At 60.9% G+C, this 21,004-nt stretch carries 19 protein-coding genes and 1 pseudogene; 10 read left to right on the top strand and 10 right to left on the bottom strand.

All coding sequences use genetic code 11. The features are described 5' to 3' along the window. The first annotated feature begins 8 nt into the window (after window positions 1-8). From fabF to AC25BC_RS09675, 3 genes are all read left to right on the top strand, one after another. Window positions 9-1,274, top strand: a complete 1,266-nt coding sequence (gene fabF / locus AC25BC_RS09685) for a beta-ketoacyl-ACP synthase II (RefSeq protein ID WP_012757452.1) — start codon at window positions 9-11, stop codon at window positions 1,272-1,274. Between the two features lie 80 nt (window positions 1,275-1,354). Continuing rightward, window positions 1,355-1,783 (top strand): DUF4864 domain-containing protein, encoded by a 429-nt coding sequence (locus tag AC25BC_RS09680; RefSeq protein ID WP_012757451.1) that lies wholly within the window; start codon window positions 1,355-1,357, stop codon window positions 1,781-1,783. A gap of 109 nt (window positions 1,784-1,892) precedes the next feature. Continuing rightward, the gene (locus AC25BC_RS09675; RefSeq protein WP_041935524.1) at window positions 1,893-2,978 is read left to right on the top strand and encodes an acyltransferase family protein; all 1,086 of its coding nucleotides are present in this window, start codon (window positions 1,893-1,895) and stop codon (window positions 2,976-2,978) included. A gap of 2 nt (window positions 2,979-2,980) precedes the next feature. Here the strand turns inward: AC25BC_RS09675 and tgt are convergent, their stop codons facing one another. From tgt to coaD, 5 genes are all read right to left on the bottom strand, one after another. After that, the gene (gene tgt / locus AC25BC_RS09670) at window positions 2,981-4,111 is read right to left on the bottom strand and encodes a tRNA guanosine(34) transglycosylase Tgt (protein ID WP_017994066.1); all 1,131 of its coding nucleotides are present in this window, start codon (window positions 4,109-4,111) and stop codon (window positions 2,981-2,983) included. Then, window positions 4,108-5,193, bottom strand: coding sequence for a tRNA preQ1(34) S-adenosylmethionine ribosyltransferase-isomerase QueA (gene queA, locus AC25BC_RS09665; protein ID WP_012757448.1), 1,086 nt, complete (start codon window positions 5,191-5,193; stop codon window positions 4,108-4,110). The genes tgt and queA overlap by 4 nt, the downstream gene beginning before the upstream one ends. Window positions 5,194-5,267: 74 nt before the next feature. Then, window positions 5,268-5,777, bottom strand: a complete 510-nt coding sequence (locus AC25BC_RS09660; protein ID WP_003559389.1) for a peptidylprolyl isomerase — start codon at window positions 5,775-5,777, stop codon at window positions 5,268-5,270. Window positions 5,778-5,806: 29 nt separating this feature from the next. Beyond that, window positions 5,807-6,379, bottom strand: a complete 573-nt coding sequence (locus tag AC25BC_RS09655; RefSeq protein ID WP_012757447.1) for a peptidylprolyl isomerase — start codon at window positions 6,377-6,379, stop codon at window positions 5,807-5,809. 42 nt (window positions 6,380-6,421) lie between these two features. Beyond that, window positions 6,422-6,916 (bottom strand): pantetheine-phosphate adenylyltransferase, encoded by a 495-nt coding sequence (gene coaD / locus AC25BC_RS09650; RefSeq protein WP_012757446.1) that lies wholly within the window; start codon window positions 6,914-6,916, stop codon window positions 6,422-6,424. Window positions 6,917-7,053: 137 nt separating this feature from the next. Here coaD and AC25BC_RS09645 point away from each other — a divergent pair. Together AC25BC_RS09645 and AC25BC_RS09640 are read left to right on the top strand one after the other, a co-directional pair. Beyond that, a pseudogene (locus AC25BC_RS09645) lies at window positions 7,054-7,340 on the top strand (hypothetical protein). A gap of 123 nt (window positions 7,341-7,463) precedes the next feature. Next, on the top strand, window positions 7,464-7,619 hold the full coding sequence (locus AC25BC_RS09640) for a hypothetical protein (protein ID WP_003539654.1): 156 nt from the start codon (window positions 7,464-7,466) through the stop codon (window positions 7,617-7,619). A gap of 336 nt (window positions 7,620-7,955) precedes the next feature. On the opposite strand, the gene gyrA is transcribed toward AC25BC_RS09640, so the two are convergent. Beyond that, window positions 7,956-10,793: a DNA gyrase subunit A gene (gene gyrA, locus AC25BC_RS09635; RefSeq protein WP_012757443.1), complete on the bottom strand. Its 2,838-nt coding sequence runs from the start codon at window positions 10,791-10,793 to the stop codon at window positions 7,956-7,958. A gap of 236 nt (window positions 10,794-11,029) precedes the next feature. Here gyrA and AC25BC_RS09630 point away from each other — a divergent pair, with 236 nt between their 5' ends. Next, window positions 11,030-11,677: a MarC family protein gene (locus AC25BC_RS09630; protein ID WP_012757442.1), complete on the top strand. Its 648-nt coding sequence runs from the start codon at window positions 11,030-11,032 to the stop codon at window positions 11,675-11,677. 22 nt (window positions 11,678-11,699) lie between these two features. Here the strand turns inward: AC25BC_RS09630 and AC25BC_RS09625 are convergent, their stop codons facing one another. Together AC25BC_RS09625 and AC25BC_RS09620 are read right to left on the bottom strand one after the other, a co-directional pair. Beyond that, window positions 11,700-12,065 (bottom strand): hypothetical protein, encoded by a 366-nt coding sequence (locus tag AC25BC_RS09625; protein ID WP_017994061.1) that lies wholly within the window; start codon window positions 12,063-12,065, stop codon window positions 11,700-11,702. A 308-nt stretch (window positions 12,066-12,373) separates the two neighbouring features. Then, on the bottom strand, window positions 12,374-12,883 hold the full coding sequence (locus AC25BC_RS09620) for a single-stranded DNA-binding protein (RefSeq protein WP_012757440.1): 510 nt from the start codon (window positions 12,881-12,883) through the stop codon (window positions 12,374-12,376). Window positions 12,884-13,167: 284 nt separating this feature from the next. On the opposite strand from AC25BC_RS09620, the gene uvrA reads away from it, so the two are divergent. Genes uvrA through AC25BC_RS09605 form a run of 3 tightly spaced genes read left to right on the top strand, consistent with a single transcriptional unit; the run spans window position 13,168 to window position 17,378 of the window. Continuing rightward, on the top strand, window positions 13,168-16,089 hold the full coding sequence (gene uvrA, locus AC25BC_RS09615; protein ID WP_012757439.1) for an excinuclease ABC subunit UvrA: 2,922 nt from the start codon (window positions 13,168-13,170) through the stop codon (window positions 16,087-16,089). Beyond that, a complete protein-coding gene (locus AC25BC_RS09610; RefSeq protein WP_012757438.1) occupies window positions 16,086-16,547 on the top strand; it encodes a GNAT family N-acetyltransferase in 462 nt (153 codons plus the stop codon). Before uvrA ends, AC25BC_RS09610 begins: the two co-directional genes overlap by 4 nt. Window positions 16,548-16,571: 24 nt before the next feature. Next, complete coding sequence (locus tag AC25BC_RS09605; RefSeq protein ID WP_012757437.1) at window positions 16,572-17,378, top strand: DUF72 domain-containing protein; 807 nt, start codon at window positions 16,572-16,574, stop codon at window positions 17,376-17,378. 30 nt (window positions 17,379-17,408) lie between these two features. On the opposite strand, the gene AC25BC_RS09600 is transcribed toward AC25BC_RS09605, so the two are convergent. Then, the gene (locus AC25BC_RS09600) at window positions 17,409-18,425 is read right to left on the bottom strand and encodes a DUF808 domain-containing protein (protein ID WP_012757436.1); all 1,017 of its coding nucleotides are present in this window, start codon (window positions 18,423-18,425) and stop codon (window positions 17,409-17,411) included. 351 nt (window positions 18,426-18,776) lie between these two features. Continuing rightward, window positions 18,777-20,249 carry a bifunctional ADP-dependent NAD(P)H-hydrate dehydratase/NAD(P)H-hydrate epimerase gene (locus tag AC25BC_RS09595; protein WP_012757435.1) on the bottom strand — a complete coding sequence of 491 codons (1,473 nt, stop codon included), beginning with the start codon at window positions 20,247-20,249 and terminating at the stop codon, window positions 18,777-18,779. 343 nt (window positions 20,250-20,592) lie between these two features. On the opposite strand from AC25BC_RS09595, the gene AC25BC_RS09590 reads away from it, so the two are divergent. After that, on the top strand, window positions 20,593-20,931 hold the full coding sequence (locus AC25BC_RS09590; protein WP_003579240.1) for a P-II family nitrogen regulator: 339 nt from the start codon (window positions 20,593-20,595) through the stop codon (window positions 20,929-20,931). Window positions 20,932-21,004: the final 73 nt, after the last annotated feature.

Raw genomic sequence — 21,004 nt, 5'->3', positions numbered from 1 at the left:
AAAAGGAAATGGATCGCATCGTTGTCACCGGCATGGGACTTGTCTCGCCACTCGGCACCGGCGTCGAACCTGCATGGAAGCGTCTTCTCGACGGCGTTTCCGGGTTGAGGGTGCTGGCGGAGGATATCGTCGGCGAGCTCTCGGCCAAGGTTGGAGGCATCGTTCCCGGTATCGCGGAAGATGCTGAGGCCGGTTTTGATCCCGACCGTTACATCACGCCCAAGGACCAGAAGAAGATGGACCGCTTCATCCACTTCGCCATGGCGGCGACGGAGGAAGCAGTAAAACAGGCAGGCTGGATGCCGACCGACGAAGGCGAGCGCCAGCGCACGGCAACGATCATCGCGTCGGGGGTTGGCGGCTTTCCGGCGATCGCCGAAGCGGTGCGGATTGGCGAAACGCGCGGCGTGCGGCGGCTGTCGCCCTTCACCGTGCCCTCTTTTCTCGTCAACCTCGCCGCCGGCCAGGTCAGCATCCGTTATGGCTTCAAGGGGCCGCTCGGGGCGCCGGTGACGGCCTGCGCGGCCAGCGTCCAGGCAATCGGCGATGCGGCGCGGCTGATCCGCTCCGGTGAAGCGGATGTGGCGATCTGCGGCGGTGCCGAGGCCTGCATCGACAAGGTGAGCCTCGGCGGCTTTGCCGCTGCCCGTGCCCTTTCCACCGGCTTCAACGAGACGCCGGAGTTGGCGTCGCGCCCCTTCGACGTGGCCCGCGACGGTTTCATCATGGGCGAAGGCGCCGGCATCCTGGTCATCGAAACGCTGGAGCATGCACTTGCCCGTGGCGCCACACCGCTTGCCGAACTCGTCGGCTACGGCACGGCGGCGGACGCCTACCACATGACCTCAGGCCCCGAAGACGGCGACGGCGCCCGCCGGGCGATGGAGGCAGCACTCAGGCAAGCGAAGATCCCGGCTTCAGAGGTCAGGCATCTGAACGCGCATGCGACCTCGACACCGGTCGGGGACAGAGGCGAGATCGCGGCGATCGGCACGGTCTTCGGCCGCGACGGCGGCATTGCCGTCAGCGCGACAAAATCGGCGACCGGCCACCTGCTTGGAGCGGCCGGCGGGCTGGAAGCGATCTTCACTATCCTGGCGCTGCGCGACCAGATCGCGCCTCCGACCCGCAACCTCGATGAGGCTGATCCTGATGCCGACGGCATCGATATCGTCGGCAAGACGGCGCGGCCAGTCGTGATGGACTATGCGATCACCAACGGTTTCGGCTTCGGCGGGGTGAATGCCAGTGCCCTGTTCCGCCGCTGGTCGTAAAGTCCGCTTTCCTTGCGCTAGAAATCGCCTACACTTCTACTCTATCGGAGGTCGTTCCCCGATAGAGCCGGAGATCCCCCATGCGCGCCTTCTTCGCAGTTCTCATTCTGTGTGCCGCGTCCGCCCTCTCCCCTGTATCGGCCCGCGCCGAAGATCCGATCGACACGACGCGGACGATGATCGAGGCCCAGATCAAGGCCTTCCTCAAGGACGATGCCGAGACCGCCTATTCCTTCGCCGCTCCCGGCATCCGGGCACTATATCCCGACAAGAACCTGTTCTTCGCCATGGTGAAAAAGAGCTACGAGCCGGTCTATCACCCCGGCAATTACGCCTTCGGACGCAGCCGCTCGATCGACAACGGCGCGCTGATCTATCACGAGGTGCTGATCTCAGGCCGCGACGGCAAGGATTGGACGGCGATCTACCAGATCATCCGCCAACCGGACGGCGGCTACAGGATCAACGGCGTGCAGATCATGCCCGATGCGGACAGCAAGGGCATCTGACGCGCTGTTTCCACTCTTTGGTGGAAACTCAACCGACCGCACGGTTTCGTTGCAATAACAATTTCGAAATCCTCCTGGAGTAACAAAGTGCCAACGGAGGGTTGTTGCGGTGAACGCTGGTAAGCAATTTTTTACAGCTCTTGAGGCGTTGCGAGGAATTGCGGCTATCATGGTCATGTTCCTCCACACGGGTGGTACTCTGGGTCCGATCCCGGCGAATATCAGTTACCTTGCCGTTGACTTCTTCTTTCTGTTGAGCGGCGTCGTTCTTACAAATTCATATGAGAAGCGACTGATAACAGGGCAGATTTCGCCCGCCGGGCTTCTCCTACAGCGTATCATTCGGCTTTATCCTCTTTATCTTCTTTCGCTTCCGATTGGCCTTTTCAGCTATGCACTTAAAAACGGGTTGGACTACTCCACCCTGGCGGACCTTCTGCTGAGGGCAATCCTGTTCATTCCAAGCGCAAGCCAGGAAGGTATCTTTCCCTTCAACGGGCCTAGCTGGTCACTCTTCTTCGAGCTCTGGGCCGGAGTGCTGTTCTCCATGCTTCTGATACGACTGTCATTCAGAAGCTTGCTCGCCATCGCCCTGGCGGCGGCCGGCATCACCATCTATGGGGCATTGGTCGGAGGTAATTTCGATATTGGTCCCGAGGCGGGCGATTTCAGATTTGGCTTTTCAAGAGTGCTGTTCTCGTTCTCGCTCGGAATCTGCCTTTACAGGTTATATGAGGTCCAGAAACCGAATACAGCCAATAACGGCAACGTTATAGGCCTTTTTCTCTGTGCTTGTCTGATCTTCATAACCAACATACCAGCCCGCATATTCTTCGGTTTCCCGTATTTTGATTTTTTAATATGCCTCGTGGTCTTCCCGGCCATTGTCTGGCTTGCGATGCGCACGAGACAGACCGGCCTGGTCGAGCTGGTATTCCGTTGGCTCGGGAGGCTTTCCTATCCGATTTATATCCTGCATAGCCCCATCTTCAGTCTGCTGCAGTCACTGCGGCAAAAGGGCTTTGACCTTCCTGCTTCTCCGGCAGCCGGTATGGTCGTCGTAGTCGGAATTTTCATTGTGGCTGGCATCGCCGCTATTCACTTCGACGAGCCAGTGCGCAAAAAACTTAAAATGATGGTTGTGCCAAACCCGGCGTCCGCAGTTCCTGCGGTAAGCAACGCGGGGGCGGAATAGACTTACACTGGTTCGAGATCGCCCCTCGCCCATTCCTCCTGCGTTTCCGCCATGAAATCGGCGAATCGGCCTTCGGCGATCGCTTTGCGGATGCCCTGCATCAGTTCCTGATAATAGGCGAGGTTGTTCCAGGAGAGGAGCATGCCACCAAGCGCTTCGTTGGAGCGGACGAGATGGTGCAGGTAGGCACGCGAATAATCGCGCGAGGCCGGGCAGTTCGACTGTTCGTCGAGCGGGCGCATATCCTCGGCATGGCGGGCATTGCGGATATTGACCTTGCCGCGGCGGGTAAAAGCCAGACCGTGACGACCGGAACGGGTCGGCATGACGCAGTCAAACATGTCGATGCCGCGCGCGACCGATTTCAGGATATCGTCAGGCGTGCCGACGCCCATGAGGTAACGCGGCTTTTCCAGAGGAAGGACCGGCAGCGTCGTTTCCAGCATCTGCAGCATAACGTCCTGCGGCTCACCGACGGCAAGGCCGCCGATCGCATATCCTTTGAGGTCGAGCTGGCTCAACGCCTCGGCCGAGCGGATGCGCAGTGCCGGGATATCGCCGCCCTGGACGATGCCGAACATCGCCTTGCCGGGCTGCTCGCCGAAGGCGACCCTGCAGCGCTCGGCCCAGCGCAGCGACATTTCCATGGCCCGCTCGATCTCCTTCGGCTCGGCCGGCAGCGCCACGCATTCGTCGAGCTGCATCTGGATGTCGGAGCCGAGCAGCCCCTGGATTTCGATGGAGCGTTCCGGCGACATATGGTGCAGGCTGCCGTCGACATGCGACTTGAACGTAACGCCCTGTTCGTCGAGCTTACGCAGGCCGGACAGCGACATCACCTGGAAGCCGCCGGAATCGGTCAGGATCGGGTGCTCCCAGCGAATGAGCTTATGCAGGCCGCCAAGGCGGGCGACACGCTCGGCCGTCGGGCGCAGCATCAGGTGATAGGTATTGCCGAGGATGATGTCGGCGCCGGTCTCGCGCACCTGGTCGAGATACATCGCCTTGACCGTGCCGACGGTACCAACAGGCATGAAGGCCGGCGTGCGGATCTCGCCGCGCGGCATGGAAATCTGGCCGAGGCGGGCGCCGGCATCGGTCATCTTCAGGGTGAATTTGAAGTTGTCTGTCATTTGTCTTTCCGGAAAAGAAGGCTCGCGTCGCCGTAAGAGTAGAAGCGGTAGCCCGTCGAAATGGCGTGTTTATAAGCCGCGTGCATGGTCTCGAAGCCGGCAAAGGCCGCGACCAACATGAACAGCGTCGAGCGAGGCAGATGAAAATTGGTCATCAGCATGTCAACCGCCTTGAAGCGGTAACCGGGCGTGATGAAGATGCCGGTAGCGCCGGCCCAGGGCATGATCTCTCCGCCTTCCTCGGCCGCGCTCTCGACGAGCCGTAACGAGGTCGTGCCGACACAGACGATGCGCCCGCCTCTTTCCCGCACGGCATTCAGCCGGGCAGCGATCTCGGCGCTGACATAGCCGCTTTCGAGATGCATCTTGTGATCGTCGGTATCGTCGGCCTTGACCGGCAGGAAGGTGCCGGCACCGACATGCAGCGTGACGAAATGGCGTTCGATGCCGGCCTTGTCGAGCGCTTCGAACAGCGCAGGCGTGAAATGCAGGCCGGCGGTGGGGGCGGCAACGGCGCCCTCCTCGCGAGCATAGATCGTCTGGTAATCGGCGCGGTCGCGCTCATCCTCGGGGCGCTTGGCGGCGATATAGGGTGGCAGCGGGATATGGCCGACGGCGGCGATCGCCTCGTCGAGCGCCGGGCCCGAGAGATCAAACAGTAGCGTCACCTCGCCGGCCTCGCCCTTTTCCTCGACGGCGGCATCGAGCGAACCGAGGAAACAGCTTTCGCCGGAATGGCCGAAGGAGATGCGGTCGCCCTGTTTGATCCGCTTGCCCGGCTTGGCAAAGGCCTTCCAGCGGTTGGGGCCGGTGCGCATGTGCAGTGTGGCAGACACCTGCTGGCCGCCGGCGCCGTCGCGATGGCGGATGCCCTCGAGTTGGGCGGGAATGACCTTGGTATCGTTGAAGACCAGCGCATCGCCAGCCCGCAGGAAGGAGGTGAGATCGCCGACGCGATGATCCGACAGGTGGCTTTCCGCATTCGGATCAACGACGAGCAGGCGCGCGCTGTCGCGCGGCTCGGCAGGCCTCAACGCGATGCGTTCATCCGGCAGATCGAAATCGAAAAGGTCTACGCGCATCGGGGCACTTTCAGGCAAAGCGAAACCCGCCCCGCGCAGCTATGCGCAAAGGCGGGTTTCAGCAGAAATCACAATCAGACGTCGGCGGCAACCCGCATGGAGACGATCGAGTCCGGATCGGAAACCGGCTCGCCGCGCTTGATCTTGTCGACGTTGTCCATGCCTTCGATGACCTGGCCCCAGACGGAATACTGCTTGTTCAGCCAGGGCGCGTCGGTGAAGCAGATGAAGAACTGCGAATTGGCCGAGTTCGGGTTCTGCGAACGGGCCATCGAGCAGGTGCCGCGCGTATGCGTGGTCGCGGAGAATTCGGCCTTCAGATCCGGCTTCGAAGAGCCACCCATGCCGGCGCGGCCGGGATTGAAGGTTTCCGAGCCCTTCTTGCCGAATTCGACATCGCCCGTCTGGGCCATGAAATCCTGGATGACGCGGTGGAAGACGACGCCGTCATAGGCCTTCTCGCGAGCGAGTTCCTTGATGCGGGCGACATGTTCCGGGGCGACCTGCGGCAAAAGCTGAATGACAACCTTGCCCTTGGTGGTTTCCAGAATGACGGTGTTTTCGGGATCCTTGATCTCGGCCATTTGCCTTCTCCTCTTGTTTCTCTCGTAACTTACTTCTTGCCCAGGGTGACCTTGATCATCCGGTCTGGGCTTTTGACTTCGCCGTTCTGGCCTTCACCCTTCTTGATCTTGTCGACGTTCTCCATGCCGGAAACAACCTTGCCGACGACGGTGTACTGACCGTTCAGGAAGGAGCCTTCGGCGAACATGATGAAGAACTGCGAATTGGCGGAATTCGGATCCTGCGAGCGGGCCATGCCGACCGTGCCGCGCACGAACGGGGTCTTGGAGAATTCAGCCGGGATATCAGGCATATCCGACGAGCCGGTGCCGGCGAGGCTCGCATCGAAGCCCTTTTCCATGTTGCCGTATTTGACGTCGCCGGTCTGAGCCATGAAGCCGTCAATGACGCGGTGGAAGGCGACGTTGTCATATTCGCCCTTCTTGGCCAGTGCTTCAATCTGGGCGACATGCTTCGGCGCCACCTCAGGCATGAGCTGGATGACGACTGGGCCGTTCTTCAGCTGGATGGTGAGATAGTGATCGGCCGACTGGGCAAAAGCATCCCCCGCGAAGGAGGCGAGATACAACACGCCGGCAAATGCGAGATAAAAGAGTTTCATATGAGCTCCATTGCGGCGGGTTCCGCCTGGTCTTTGCGCTTGCTAGTTTGGGCGCTTGGATGTGAGGGCTTGCAAGACGGCGGCCGGCACGAAAGCGCTGACATCGCCGCCCATGGCGGCGATCTGGCGGACCAATGTGGCGGTAATGGGCCGCGAGGCAGTGCCCGCCGGCAAAAAGATGGTCTGAATATCGGGCGCCATCGTCCGGTTCATGCCGGCCATCTGCATTTCGTAATCGAGATCGGTGCCGTCGCGAAGACCGCGGATCAACAGCGTGGCGCCATGGGTGCGAGCGGCATCGACGACAAGATTGTCGAAGGCGACGACGGCGATGTCGCCGGTCTTGCCGGGCAGCGCCTCGGCCAGCGAACAGCGGATCAGCTCTGCTCTCTCTTCGAAGGAGAAGAGCGGCGCCTTGCCGGGATGGATGCCGATCCCGACGATCACCTTTTCTGCGACGTTGAGCGCCTGGACCAGAACATCCACATGCCCATTGGTGATCGGGTCGAAGGACCCCGGATAGAAAGCTGTCGTCATGTGGCCCGACCGTTGGTTTGACGCCTTTTGTCACGGATGACGCCTTCTCGCAAGTGATTTGCCCAGCTCCGGCCAGAGCGCCGCGCGTCTTTTCGGACACGTAAAAGGCCGTTATGCGCCGGGCGGTTAAACGACGGATGAATGGCCCGTTCAAGACCGTTTCAGATAGGATCTGTTTAACTCCGATCATCAAAGCAGCCGATGCCATTCCGGCATCCGCGCTCCCTGAAAGACCAGATCCATGCTGATCGTGCTTGTTGCACTTGCCGTCGTTTCCTCCCTCGCCGCCGAGATGGCCTATGGCTATTTCGCCGATCGATACGAGATGAGCTGGGTGCGGCCGGAGCTTGCCGAGCACGCGGCGATCGTGCGCATCCAGGGTCGGCTGCGCGAAAAACGAGCTGCGAATCTGAATGCCAGATGAACGAGACATTCAAGGTCGCTTCAGATCGGCATTGGTAAACACCCGATCAACATCCGGCGGAACCATTTACAGACGGATGCGTTCATTCAACCGATACATTAGAGCGGCGCGGAAGGATTAAAAATGCCCGGCAAGATTACGATGATTAACGTGCTCTGGATGGTAATGGTCACGGGCATGCTGACCGCAACTGTCGCTCTCTATGATCAGAAGGTTGATACGTCCAAGGTTTATGGACCCTACGCTTCGGCCCGGACGGCCGTGCTGGGCCAGTACTGAGGGGCGAGAACGCAACTCCCCAGGAAAGGAATGCCTATGTTCACGATCTTGACAATGCTCACCGCCCTTATCAGCGTCATGTTCATCGTGTCTGTGGCCTCGACGATTTCAGCGCTCCGGCGCGAAGGCGAAGAGGTGAAGGCTCTGAATGAAAAACATAGAGCATTCTGACATTCCTCGCTTACTGCCCTCTCCCACCCTTGAGCGGCACCCTTCCGTCGCCAGGGCCATTCAAAGCCGGATGCCACACAGCGTCCGGCTTTTTCTTTGGGCGTGTCCCGAACCATCTCCGATTTGAAAAGAAAAGGGCGGCTCGAAGCCGCCCCGTTCATTTGATCATTCCTCGGCAGGCCCGGCCGGATCGCCATCGGCAATCGGCGCCTCGTCGCCGCCACCTTCGTCGGCAGCACCTTCTTCAGTAGCAGGTGAGCCTTCGGCGATCTCGACAGCCTCTTCCGTCTCGTCCTCCTCCGGCTCGCTGATGCGCTCGACCGAGACGACCTTCTCGTCCTTGGCCGTCGAGAAGATGGTGACGCCCTTGGTGGCGCGGCTGGCGATGCGGATGCCGCCGACCGGCACGCGGATCAGCTGACCGCCATCGGAGACCAGCATGATCTGGTCGCCATCATCGATCGGAAAAGCCGCGACCAGCTCGCCGATCTCGGCTGTTTTCGAGGTGTCGGTAGCGCGGATGCCCTTGCCGCCGCGGCCGGAAATGCGGAAGTCGTAGGACGACGAACGCTTGCCGAAGCCCTTTTCGGAGACGGTGAGCACGAACTGTTCGCGTGCTCTCAGCTCGTCATAGCGGTCGTCGGAGAGCTGTCCCTCCTCGATGACCTCTTCACCGACCAGCGCAATATCCTCTTCATCCACGCCCGTCGCCCGGCGTTCGGTGGCGGAACGCTTGAGATAGGCAGCACGCTCCCACGGCTCGGCATCGACATGACCAACGATCGTCATGGAAATGATGCGGTCGCTATCGCCGAGATTGATGCCACGCACGCCGATCGAGTTGCGGCCGGCAAAGACCCGGACGTCGTCGACGGAGAAGCGGATGCACTGGCCGAGCGCCGTCGTGAGCAGCACGTCGTCATTTTCCGTGCAGGTCTCGACGGAGAGGATTTCGTCGCCCTCCTCCTCCAGCTTCATGGCGATCTTGCCATTGCGGTTGACCTGGACGAAATCCGACAGCTTGTTGCGGCGAACCGTGCCGCGCGTGGTCGAGAACATGACGTCGAGATTGTCCCAGCTCGTCTCGTCTTCGGGCAATGGCAGGATCGTGGTGATGCGCTCGCCGGGTGCGAGCGGCAGCATGTTGATCAGTGCCTTGCCGCGTGAGGTCGGCGTGCCGATCGGCAGGCGCCAGACCTTCTCCTTGTAGACGATACCGCGCGAGGAGAAGAACAGAACCGGCGTATGAGTGTTGACGACGAATAGCCGGCTAACGAAATCCGCGTCGCGGGTGGTCATGCCGGAGCGGCCCTTGCCGCCTCGGCGCTGGGCGCGGTAGGTGGTCAGTGGCACGCGCTTGATATAACCGAGATGCGAGACGGTGACGACCATGTCTTCACGCGCGATCAGGTCCTCGTCGTCCATTTCGAGACCGCCATCGACGATCTCGGTGCGGCGCGGCGTGCCGAACTCGTCGCGGACGGCGAGAAGTTCGTCCTTGACGATGGTCTGGATGCGGACGCGCGAGGAGAGGATATCGAGATAATCCTTGATTTCCTCGCCGATCTTGTTGAGTTCGTCGCCGATTTCGTCGCGGCCAAGCGCGGTCAGGCGGGCAAGGCGCAATTCGAGGATGGCGCGGGCCTGCTCTTCGGAGAGGTTGTAAGTCAGATCCTCGTTGATGCGATGGCGCGGATCGTCGATCAGACGGATCAGGCTTTCGACATCTTCCGCCGGCCAGCGGCGGGTCATCAGTTCTTCGCGAGCCGACTGCGGATCGGGCGCCTGGCGGATGACGCGGATGACCTCGTCGATATTGGCGACGGCGATGGCGAGACCAACCAACACATGGGCGCGATCACGCGCCTTGCGCAGCAGGAATTTCGTTCTCCGGCTAACGACTTCCTCGCGGAACGAGACGAAAGCGCGCAGCATGTCGAGCAGGGTCAGCTGTTCGGGCTTGCCACCGTTCAGCGCCACCATGTTGCAGCCGAAGGACGTCTGCAGCGGCGTATAACGATAGAGCTGGTTGAGGATAACATCGGCGTTGGCATCGCGCTTCAGCTCGACGACAACGCGATACCCCTGGCGGTCGGATTCGTCGCGCAGATCGGAAATGCCTTCGATGCGCTTGTCGCGCACCAGCTCGGCCATCTTCTCGATCATCGTCGCCTTGTTCACCTGGTAGGGAATCTCGGTGATGATGATCTGCTCGCGGTCACCGCGCATCGGCTCGATGGCGGCGACACCGCGCATGATGACGGAGCCGCGGCCGGTCTCATAAGCCGAGCGGATGCCGGCACGGCCGAGGATCTTCGCGCCCGTCGGGAAATCGGGACCGGGAATGATCTGGATCAGTTCCGGCAGCTCGATTGCCGGATCGTCGATCAGCGCGATGCAGCCGTCGATGACTTCGGAGAGATTGTGCGGCGGGATGTTGGTCGCCATGCCGACTGCGATGCCGCCGGCGCCGTTGACGAGCAGGTTCGGGAACTTGGCGGGCACCACGACCGGCTCGGAAAGCGTGCCGTCGTAGTTGTCGCGGAAATCGACGGTTTCCTTGTCGAGATCGTCGAGCAGCGAGTGGGCAGCCTTTTCGAGGCGGCATTCGGTATAACGTTCGGCCGCCGGCGGATCACCATCGACCGAACCGAAATTGCCCTGACCGTCGATCAGCGGCAGACGCAGCGACCAGGGCTGCGCCATGCGGGCGAGCGCATCATAGATCGCGGAATTGCCGTGCGGATGGAATTTACCCATCACGTCACCGGTGACGCGGGCGCATTTGACGTATTTCTTGTTCCAGTCGATGCCGAGTTCGGACATGCCGTAGAGGATGCGCCGGTGCACGGGCTTCAGGCCGTCGCGCACGTCGGGCAGCGCGCGGCTGACGATGACGCTCATGGCGTAATCGAGATACGACCGCTGCATTTCCTCCATGATGGAGATGGGCTCGATGCCTGGCGGGAGCTTCCCGCCGCCGGGGGGTGTTTGCTCAGTCAAAACAGATCACGATCTCTTCTAGAATCACTTGAAGATTTATAGCGGAAAGCCTGTTGCCGCGCCAATTTCACAGCGCGTTTTGAACAGGCTTTTGCGGCTTAAAGAGGGTAAAACATGCAAGTTGCGCGGCCGGACCGGACAAATCCGCCGCGGGCCGCCGCGGGATATTTGCCAAATCGGAATCCCCGCTTCACAATCATAAAAACCACGCACCCATATGGGGTTCCGGAGAGCCGATGGCAAGCGCCGACCAATTGATCAACGCCTTCACGACGCTGCTCGTCACCATCGATCCACCGGGGCTTGCGCCGATCTTTCTGGGCCTGACGACGGGCATGAGCCGAACCGAGCGCAAGCAGGTGGCGCTGCGCGGCTCGGTCATCGCCTTCATCATCCTTGCCGTCTTCGCGCTTTTCGGCGCGGGCGTGCTCGGGGTGCTCGGGATTTCGATCGGCGCCTTCCGCATCGCCGGCGGGCTGCTGCTGTTCTGGATCGCATTCGAGATGGTGTTCGAGAGGCGGCAGGAGCGCAAGGAGAAGGCGACCGAGGCGGCGATCACCAAGGATCATATCGAGAATATCGCCGTCTTCCCGCTCGCCTTGCCGCTGATCGCCGGCCCGGGCGCGATCTCGGCGACGATCCTGCTTGCCGGCACGCTCGCCACCTCGATCGGGAAAGCGCAGCTGATCGGCGTCATTGCCGCCAATCTGCTCCTGACCTTCGTCATGCTGCTCATCGCCGAAAGGCTGGACCGTTTTCTCGGCGTCACCGGCCGGGCGATCCTGACGCGACTCCTCGGCGTCATCCTCGCCGCGCTTGCCGCACAATTCGTCGTCGACGGGGCAAAGTCGGCGTTCAATCTCATCAGCGCGACGCCGCACTGAAAAACCTTGAGCGCCTTTCAATCTAAACTGCGAGAAGTGCGAACGCCTCATTCGGCGTTTCAGGAACCTGCTCCATAGTCAAAGCGCGCACGATAGCTCTCGTCAACTCGCGAAAAATATCTATCGACGAACCTATGTCCGAATGTGCCATTCGATCAAAGGAGAGAATTCCAAAACTAGGTAATGCAGCCTCACCAAGATCCTCTATCCCCTTGAACAGGCCCGGCATGTATTCCGCGGCAAATCCGGTAAGCACTTTGTGGTGACTTGGAGCAAGTGATAGGGACCACCTCTCTCCCTTGGTACGTTCAATCGGGACATTCACCTGCAGACCTTGCGTTTTAGTGGACTTATCCAGGGTAACTGACAGCAGACCATGTACAGTCATGCCTCCAACCGGCCGAGCTATTTCCGCAGCCACGTTCGTCCGATGAGGAGTGCCTTCTCCGCTGGCGAAAACTTTACTCTCCCACAGACGGCATCGAGTTGAATCCATCGACGGCGGTGACTCGTCCAACCAAAGTCGGAGGCGCGTACCGGAAGCTCTATTAAAGATGTGGCAGCTCATTCAGAATTCCCCAAATTCCGGCCGATGTGGTCTAAATCATCTGCCGCGAAATCAAAGAAAAAGAGCATGACGCCATCCAAGGCATCATGCTCTCTCACGTCTCTCACCAAGCCAGGAAAGGCTATCGATCAGAACGGGATATCGTCGTCGAGATCCCGCGAGAAGTTGCCGCCGCCGCCACCGCCGCGGCTCGGCGATGAAGCGGGAGCCGGGGCGCCGTAATCGTCGCCATAATCGTTGCCGCCGGCGCCACTGCCACGGCCGCCGCTCGCGCCGCCGCCTTCACCGCGGCCGTCGAGCATCGTCAGTGTCGAACCGAAACCCTGCAGCACCACTTCCGTGCTGTAGCGATCCTGGCCCTGCTGGTCCTGCCATTTGCGGGTCTGCAGCTGGCCTTCGATATAGAGCTTGGCGCCCTTTTTCACATATTGCTCGACGACCTTGCAGAGGCCCTCGTTGAAGACGACGACAGTGTGCCATTCGGTCTTCTCACGGCGCTCGCCGGAATTGCGATCGCGCCACGTCTCCGAGGTCGCGATACGAAGATTGGCGATCGGCCGGCCATCCTGAGTGCGGCGGATTTCGGGGTCCGCACCGACGTTTCCAATCAGAATTACCTTATTCACACTACCAGCCATACTTCTCACCCTGCCTGCCGCCCTGCCCGGCGGCGTTTAATCGATCGGCGCACCTTAAACCATCACGGACCGCCGATGCGCATGGGCGGCATTTAATCCACATCTTTATCCCATCAGAAAGCCGCATGCACTCATCAGGAATTTTGTTCTTTATTTGTTCTAGTTTATCCGTATGATCCTGTCAACAGAATCGAAAACCTTGAGCCCTTGCGGATATTCAGCCTCGACTCGCCCGTCGGCATCACTAAATAAGGGCTGTTATCCAGAAAACCAAAGCAGAGACGATGAGCGAACTGAAGACGATCTCCATCCGCGGCGCGCGCGAGCATAATCTGAAGAGCATCGATCTCGATCTGCCGCGTAACAAGCTGATCGTCATGACCGGGCTTTCGGGTTCCGGCAAGTCCTCGCTTGCGTTCGACACGATCTATGCCGAGGGCCAGCGGCGTTATGTCGAGAGCCTGTCGGCCTATGCCCGGCAGTTCCTCGAAATGATGCAGAAGCCCGACGTCGACCAGATCGACGGCCTGTCGCCGGCGATCTCGATCGAGCAGAAGACCACCTCGCGCAATCCGCGCTCGACGGTCGGCACCGTCACCGAGATCTACGACTACATGCGCCTGCTCTTTGCCCGCGTCGGCGTTCCCTATTCGCCAGCGACCGGCCTGCCGATCGAGAGCCAGACCGTCAGCCAGATGGTCGACCGCATTCTCGATTTCGGCGAGGGCACCCGTCTTTATATTCTTGCGCCACTCGTGCGCGGGCGCAAAGGCGAGTACAAAAAAGAGCTGGCCGAGCTGATGAAGAAGGGTTTTCAGCGCGTCAAGGTCGACGGCCAGTTCTATGAGATCGCTGAAGCGCCGGTGCTCGACAAGAAATATAAGCACGATATCGACGTGGTGGTCGACCGCATCGTCGTGCGCTCGGATGTCTCGGCGCGGCTGGCCGACAGTCTGGAGACTTGCCTGAAACTCGCCGACGGGCTGGCGGTCGCCGAATTCGCCGACAAGCCGCTGCCGCTGGAAGAGACGTCGGCCGGCGGCTCGGCCAACAAGTCGCTGAACGAGACACATGAGCGCGTGCTGTTTTCGGAAAAATTCGCTTGCCCGGTCTCCGGCTTCACCATTCCCGAGATCGAACCCAGGCTGTTCTCCTTCAACAACCCGTTCGGCGCCTGCCCGACCTGTGACGGCCTCGGCGCCCAGCAGAAGATCGATCCGGATCTGATCGTGCCCGAGCCCGAGCGGACGCTGCGCGACGGGGCGATCGCGCCCTGGGCCAAGTCGACCTCGCCCTATTACAATCAGACGCTGGAAGCGCTCGGCAAACATTACGGCTTCAAGCTCGGCACCCGCTGGAACGATCTCACCGACGAGGCCAAAGACGTCATCCTCAACGGAACCAACGACAAGATCGAATTCCACTACGCCGACGGCGCCCGCTCCTATACGACGCAGAAGAATTTCGAGGGCATCATCACCAATCTCGAGCGCCGCTGGAAGGAGACCGACTCCGCTTGGGCGCGCGAAGATATCGAACGCTTCATGTCGGCGGCCCCCTGCCCTTCCTGCAACGGCTTCCGCCTGAAGCCGGAGGCCTTGGCGGTGAAGATCGACACGCTGCATATCGGCGAAGTGACTGGTATGTCGATCCGTGTTGCCCGCGATTGGTTCGAGACGCTGCCGGCAAGCTTCAACGCCAAGCAGAACGAGATTGCCGTGCGCATCCTCAAGGAAATCCGCGACCGGCTGCGCTTCCTCAATGATGTCGGCCTGGAATATCTCAGCCTGTCGCGCAATTCCGGCACGCTGTCGGGCGGCGAAAGCCAGCGCATCCGGCTTGCCTCGCAGATCGGCTCCGGGCTGACGGGCGTGCTCTATGTGCTCGACGAGCCGTCGATCGGCTTGCATCAGCGTGACAATGCCCGGCTGCTCGACACGCTGAAGCACCTGCGCGACATCGGCAACACCGTCATTGTCGTGGAACATGACGAGGATGCGATCATGACGGCCGACGACGTGGTCGATATCGGCCCGGCGGCCGGCATTCACGGCGGTCAGGTCATTGCCCATGGTACGCCGCAGGACATCATGGACAGTCCGAACTCGCTGACCGGTAAATATCTCTCCGGCGAACTTGGCGTTCCCGTTCCCGATGAGCGCCGCAAGCCGAAGAAGGGCCGCGAGATCAAGGTGGTCGGGGCGCGCGGCAACAATCTGAAGAATGTCACGGCGTCGATCCCGCTCGGCGTGTTCACGGCGGTGACCGGCGTTTCCGGCGGCGGCAAATCCACCTTCCTGATCGAGACGCTTTATAAATCGGCGGCACGCCGCGTCATGGGCGCACGTGAAAACCCGGCCGATCACGATCGCATCGACGGCTTCGAGCATATCGACAAGGTGATCGACATCGACCAGTCGCCGATCGGCCGTACGCCGCGCTCGAACCCGGCGACCTATACCGGCGCCTTCACGCCGATCCGCGACTGGTTCGCCGGCCTGCCGGAGGCAAAGGCGCGCGGCTACCAGCCGGGCCGCTTCTCGTTCAACGTCAAAGGCGGACGCTGCGAGGCCTGCCAGGGCGACGGCGTCATCAAGATCGAGATGCACTTCCTGCCCGATGTCTACGTCACTTGCGATGTCTGCCACGGCAAGCGCTATAACAGAGAGACACTCGATGTCACCTTCAAGCAGAAGTCGATCGCCGAGGTGCTCGACATGACGGTGGAAGAAGGCGTCGATTTCTTTGCGGCGGTGCCTGCGGTGCGCGACAAGCTGCAATCGCTGAAGGATGTCGGCCTCGGTTATATCAAGGTCGGCCAGCAGGCGAATACGCTCTCGGGCGGCGAAGCGCAGCGCGTCAAGCTCGCCAAGGAACTGTCGAAACGCTCGACGGGGCGCACACTCTACATTCTCGATGAACCGACGACCGGCCTGCATTTCCACGACGTCGCCAAGCTGCTCGAAATGCTGCACGAACTGGTCAACCAGGGTAACTCGGTGGTGGTGATCGAGCACAATCTCGAAGTCATCAAGACGGCCGACTGGGTGCTCGATTTCGGCCCCGAAGGCGGCGACGGCGGCGGCGAGATCGTCGCGACCGGCACGCCGGAAGCGATCGTCAAGGAAAAGCGGTCCTATACCGGGCAATTCCTGAAGGAATTGCTGGAGCGGCGGCCAGCGAAGAAGGCGGTTGCGGCGGAATGACGATGAGGACGGCGTCGCCCGATGATCTGGAAACGATCGCGACGCTGACAGCAGCCGCCTATCGGCCCTATAGCGAGCTGTTCGGCGCTCCGCCGATGCCGGTGACGGAGGATTACGCGCCGCGGATCGAACGCGGCGAGGTCTGGCTCTGCGAGATCGACGGGCAGACGGCCGGCCTGGTGGTCGTCGAGCAACATTCCGATCACCTCATGCTGTTCAGCATCGCGGTCTCGCCGGCCTTTCAGGGCGCCGGGCATGGACTGGCAATGCTGCGCTGGCTGGAAGGCAAGGCGCGGGCATGGGCCTTGCCGGAGATCCGGCTCTACACCAATGCGCGGATGGAGCGGAACATCGCGCTCTATAGCGCCTTCGGGTTTCAGGAAACGGGTCGCCGGCCGAACCCTTATCGGCCGGGATGGACGCTCGTCGACATGACGAAAGAGATCAATGCGGCCTGAGCGGCTGCGAATGGGGAGGACGACATGACGAAATCCGGCACTATCCGCACCGGCATCGGCGGCTGGACCTTCGAGCCCTGGCGCGGGCATTTCTTTCCCGAGAGCCTGAAACAGAAGGACGAGCTGAATTATGCCAGCCGCCAGCTGAAGGTCATCGAGGTCAACGGCACCTATTACAGCACGCAGAAGCCTGCGGTCTTTGCCAAATGGGCGGCTGACGTGCCCGACGGCTTCATCTTCTCGCTGAAGGCGACACGTTTCGTCACCAATCGGCGGGTGCTTGCCGAAGCCGGTGAATCGATGGAGCGGTTCCTGTCATCGGGCATCAGCGAACTCGGCGATCATCTCGGGCCGCTGCTCTGGCAGTTCGCGCCGACGAAGAAGTTCGATGCAGAGGATTTCGAAGCCTTCCTGAACTTGCTGCCGGCAAAACAGGAGGGGCTGACACTCCGCCACGTGGTCGAGGTGCGGCACGATTCCTTCAAGGTGCCGGAGTTCGTGGCGCTGCTGGCCAAATACGGCGTGGCGCCTGTTTGCGCCGAACATTTCGAATATCCAATGATCGCCGACGTGACGGCCGATTTCGTCTATGCGCGGCTGCAGAAGGGATCAGACGATATTCCGACCTGCTATCCGGAAAAGGACCTGAAGGCCTGGGCTGACCGGCTGGAGACCTGGGCGGAGGGCAAGGTTCCTGATGACCTGCCGCTGATCGATGGAGATCGCAAGGTGAAGACCGAGCCGCGCGACGTCTTTGCCTTCATGATCCATGAGGGCAAGGTCAATGCGCCGCATGGGGCAATCGCCCTGCAGCAGGCGCTGGCGAAGTAGGCAAGGCTGGCCCGCCGATAACGGCAGGCTTCATTTTTTCTCGTTCGCCAGCGCCTCTTTCCGGCGCGGCAGGAGCGACTTGAGGTGCCGCCATAGCGGCGAAACGGCGTAGCCGGCGACCGGAATTGCAATCAAGCCGGCGACGATCCCGACGATGCCAGCTCCTGCGGCCTCGACGATCCAGCTGAGCACCGATGCCAGAACGGGAACTGCATGCGCCGTCGCCTCACCGGCATCATGGATCAGATGCGCAAGGCCGCCGATGCCATAGGCTTCGAGGCCATGAACGATGATGCCGCCGCCGACCCAGATCATGGCGGCTGTTCCGACAATGCCGAGCACTTTCAGAAAATAAGGCATGCCTGTGACGAGCCCCTTTCCGATCGAACGCAGGAATGCGCCGATCGGAGACGCCGTCCGCACACGCGCCAGCATCAGACCCAGATCATCGGCCTTGACGATAAGCGCCACACCGCCATAGACCAAGACCGTGATGCCCAGCCCAACGACGGCAAGGATGACGGCCTGCGTGAACATGCTGCCTGACGGCACTGCGGCGAGCGTAATCGCCATGATCTCGGCCGACAGAATGAAATCCGTCTTGATTGCGCCGGCAACCTTCTCGTCTTCTATGGATTTGGCATCGAGGCTCGTCGCCTCGAGCGCCGATTCATGGGCGTGGGCCGCGTGCGGCAGCACCAGCCCGTAGACTTTTTCCACACCCTCGTAGCAGAGATAAAGTCCGCCAATCATCAGCAGCGGTGTGATCGCCTGCGGTGCGACAAGGCTCAGGATCAGTGCTGCCGGAAGCAGGATCAGAAGCTTGTTCTTCAGCGAGCCGAGCGCGATCTTGCCGATGATCGGCAATTCGCGTGCTGCCGAAAATCCGGTGACATAGCGGGGTGTGACGGCCGCATCGTCAATGACGACGCCAGCCGCTTTCGCGCCTGCTTTGGCCGCCTGGCCGGCAATATCGTCGAGCGAGGCCGCAGCCACCTTGGCCAATGCCGCGATATCATCAAGAAGGGCGATCAGGCCAATACTCATTCGAGCCTCCGTCGGGAAGACAAACTTACACAGCAAAACGGAAAGCCCGTGAACGAGACGCGGAATCCTCCGCCGGGAAGATGCCACGCAAGGATCGCGGCGACAATGGCCGTTATTCAGCCGGCATCGAGTTCAACCCGCCCTCGATGCTGCTTCTGCGTCAGAGGTGCAGGAGGCCATCAGCGGGCAGATCCGGCAGATGGCTGGATCCGCGGCGTCCGCGCTCCTCAATCCTGGCCCATGCCGAGGCGCAAGCGCATCGGACCGAAAATCGGAATCGATTGTCGGAAAGCACAATGCGATTGAAAGAGCTAGAGCGTCCTTTGTGCGTCCCAAAGGACGCAAGGCGCTCTAAAGGGGCAACACCTCGGCTGCAAGCTCCTCCGCCGTCAGCCCCTTGCCGGCGCGTTGGCCTGCCTCGCCGTGCAGCCAGACGCCGGCGGCCGCGGCCTCGAAGGCCGGCAGGCCCTGGGCCAGCAATCCGCCGATGATGCCGGCAAGCACGTCGCCGGAACCGGCGGTGGCAAGCCAGACGGGAGCGTTGGTATTGATGAGCGCACGGCCGTCTGGCGCGGCGATGACGGTATCGGCGCCTTTGTAGATAATCGCGGCATTGGCGCGGCGGGCGGCGGCCACAGCCTTGTCCACCTTGCCGAGCCTATCGTCGCCGCCGATATCGGGAAAGAGCCGGGCGAATTCGCCCTCGTGCGGCGTCAGCACCAGACGCGGCTCACCCCGGAAAAGATCAAACAGCTGTTGCGGATCGTCCTTGAACGAGGAGATGCCGTCGGCATCGAGCACCAGATGGCGATCGGCAACGACCGAGACGAAGCCGCGCGCCCTGGCGCCGATACCGAAACCGGGGCCGAGGACGAAGGTCTGCAGCCGCTTGTCGGAGAGCCAGTCGCCGAGGTCGGCCTCGTCGTCGATGGCATGCAGCATGACGGCGGTGAGATGCGCAGCATTGGCGGCCATCGCCGCGCGGGGGGCTGCGATGGTCACCAAGCCGGCGCCGGCCTTCAGGCCCGAGATCGCCGACATGCGCGCGGCACCTGTCTTGTGGGCCTCGCCTGAGAAGACGACCAGATGACCGCGCTTGTATTTGTGGGTTTCCAGTTGCTCGGCCGGCAGCACGCGCTTCCAGGCATCCGGCGTGTTCTCGGCGATGACACCGCCTGCCTCAGCGCGGATGATGCGGGCGGGAATACCGATATCGAAGACCTCTAATTCACCGCAAAGCTCCCTACCCGGCATCAGCAGATGACCGGGCTTGCGGGTCATGAAGGTGATGGTGTTGCAGGCCCGGAAGGCGGCACCCAGCACCTTGCCGGTGCGACCATCGAGGCCGGAGGGCAGATCGATGGCGAGCACAGGAATATCGGCCTCGGTGACGCGGCCGATCAGCGCGCGCACATCGGCCGGCACCTCGCGGCCAAGCCCCGCCCCGAACAAGCCATCGACGACGACGTCGCCGGTTTCCGGCCGATAGAGGTCGAGTTCCTGTCCCTTGAGCGCGCAGTTCATGTGGGCACGGGCGGCATCACCTTTCAGCCTCATGGGATCGCCGAGGTGGAAGAGCGCCACCCTCGCCCCGCTTTCCTGCAGATGACGGGCTGCGACATAGGCGTCGCCGCCATTGTTGCCCGGTCCGCAGAGTGCGACGAAACGCAAAGCTCCGGGATAAAGGCGCAGAGCAGCGGCCGCGACCGCGGCACCTGCCCCCTCCATCAGACCGAAGGAGTCGATGCCGGATGCCGCAGCGGCCGCGTCGACCGCGGCCATTTCGGCAGGCGTGAGAAGAAGGTCGGACAGATGTTTGATCATCACCCTATTCAATCAAAAAACGCCTAAAAAACAACCGCCTGAAATACCAAAGAGAAGGACGCAATTTAAGCATTTGCCTATATTTTCATCTCCAGACGATGTGTATTCGCAGTTGCGAAAATACCTGACTTTTTCCGTTTCGGATGTGATTTTGATCGGAGACAATGTTTTTCCACCCGTTCCGCCACCAAAACCACATAGAATTCCCCGCAAACGCGCCTGTTTTGACAGAATCGACGTGTTTTTTCGACAAGATGGATTTCAAACTGGCACGATATCTGCATCATATCCGGCGAGCGGGAAAATTCCTGCCATAACAAGAGAAGCGGAGAGACATTTTCTCATGAAAAAGATCGAAGCGATCATTAAGCCTTTCAAGCTGGACGAAGTGAAGGAAGCCCTTCAGGAAGTTGGCCTGCAGGGTATCACGGTCACGGAAGCCAAGGGTTTCGGCCGTCAGAAGGGCCACACGGAACTCTACCGCGGAGCTGAATACGTCGTCGATTTCCTGCCGAAGGTTAAAGTCGAGGTCGTACTGGCCGACGAGAACGCGGAGGCCGTCATCGATGCGATCCGCAAGGCGGCGCAGACCGGCCGCATCGGCGACGGAAAGATCTTCGTCTCCAACATCGAAGAGGTTATCCGCATCCGCACCGGCGAGACCGGCATCGATGCCATCTGACCACTTTGCCAATCGCGCAAAGTCCGTTACCGTCATCGCCGACCTACACCGTCATCGCAAATCGGAGGAAACT

Source organism: Rhizobium sp. WSM409 (assembly GCF_057653825.1).
This window is presented reverse-complemented; position numbering and strand designations above follow the sequence as displayed.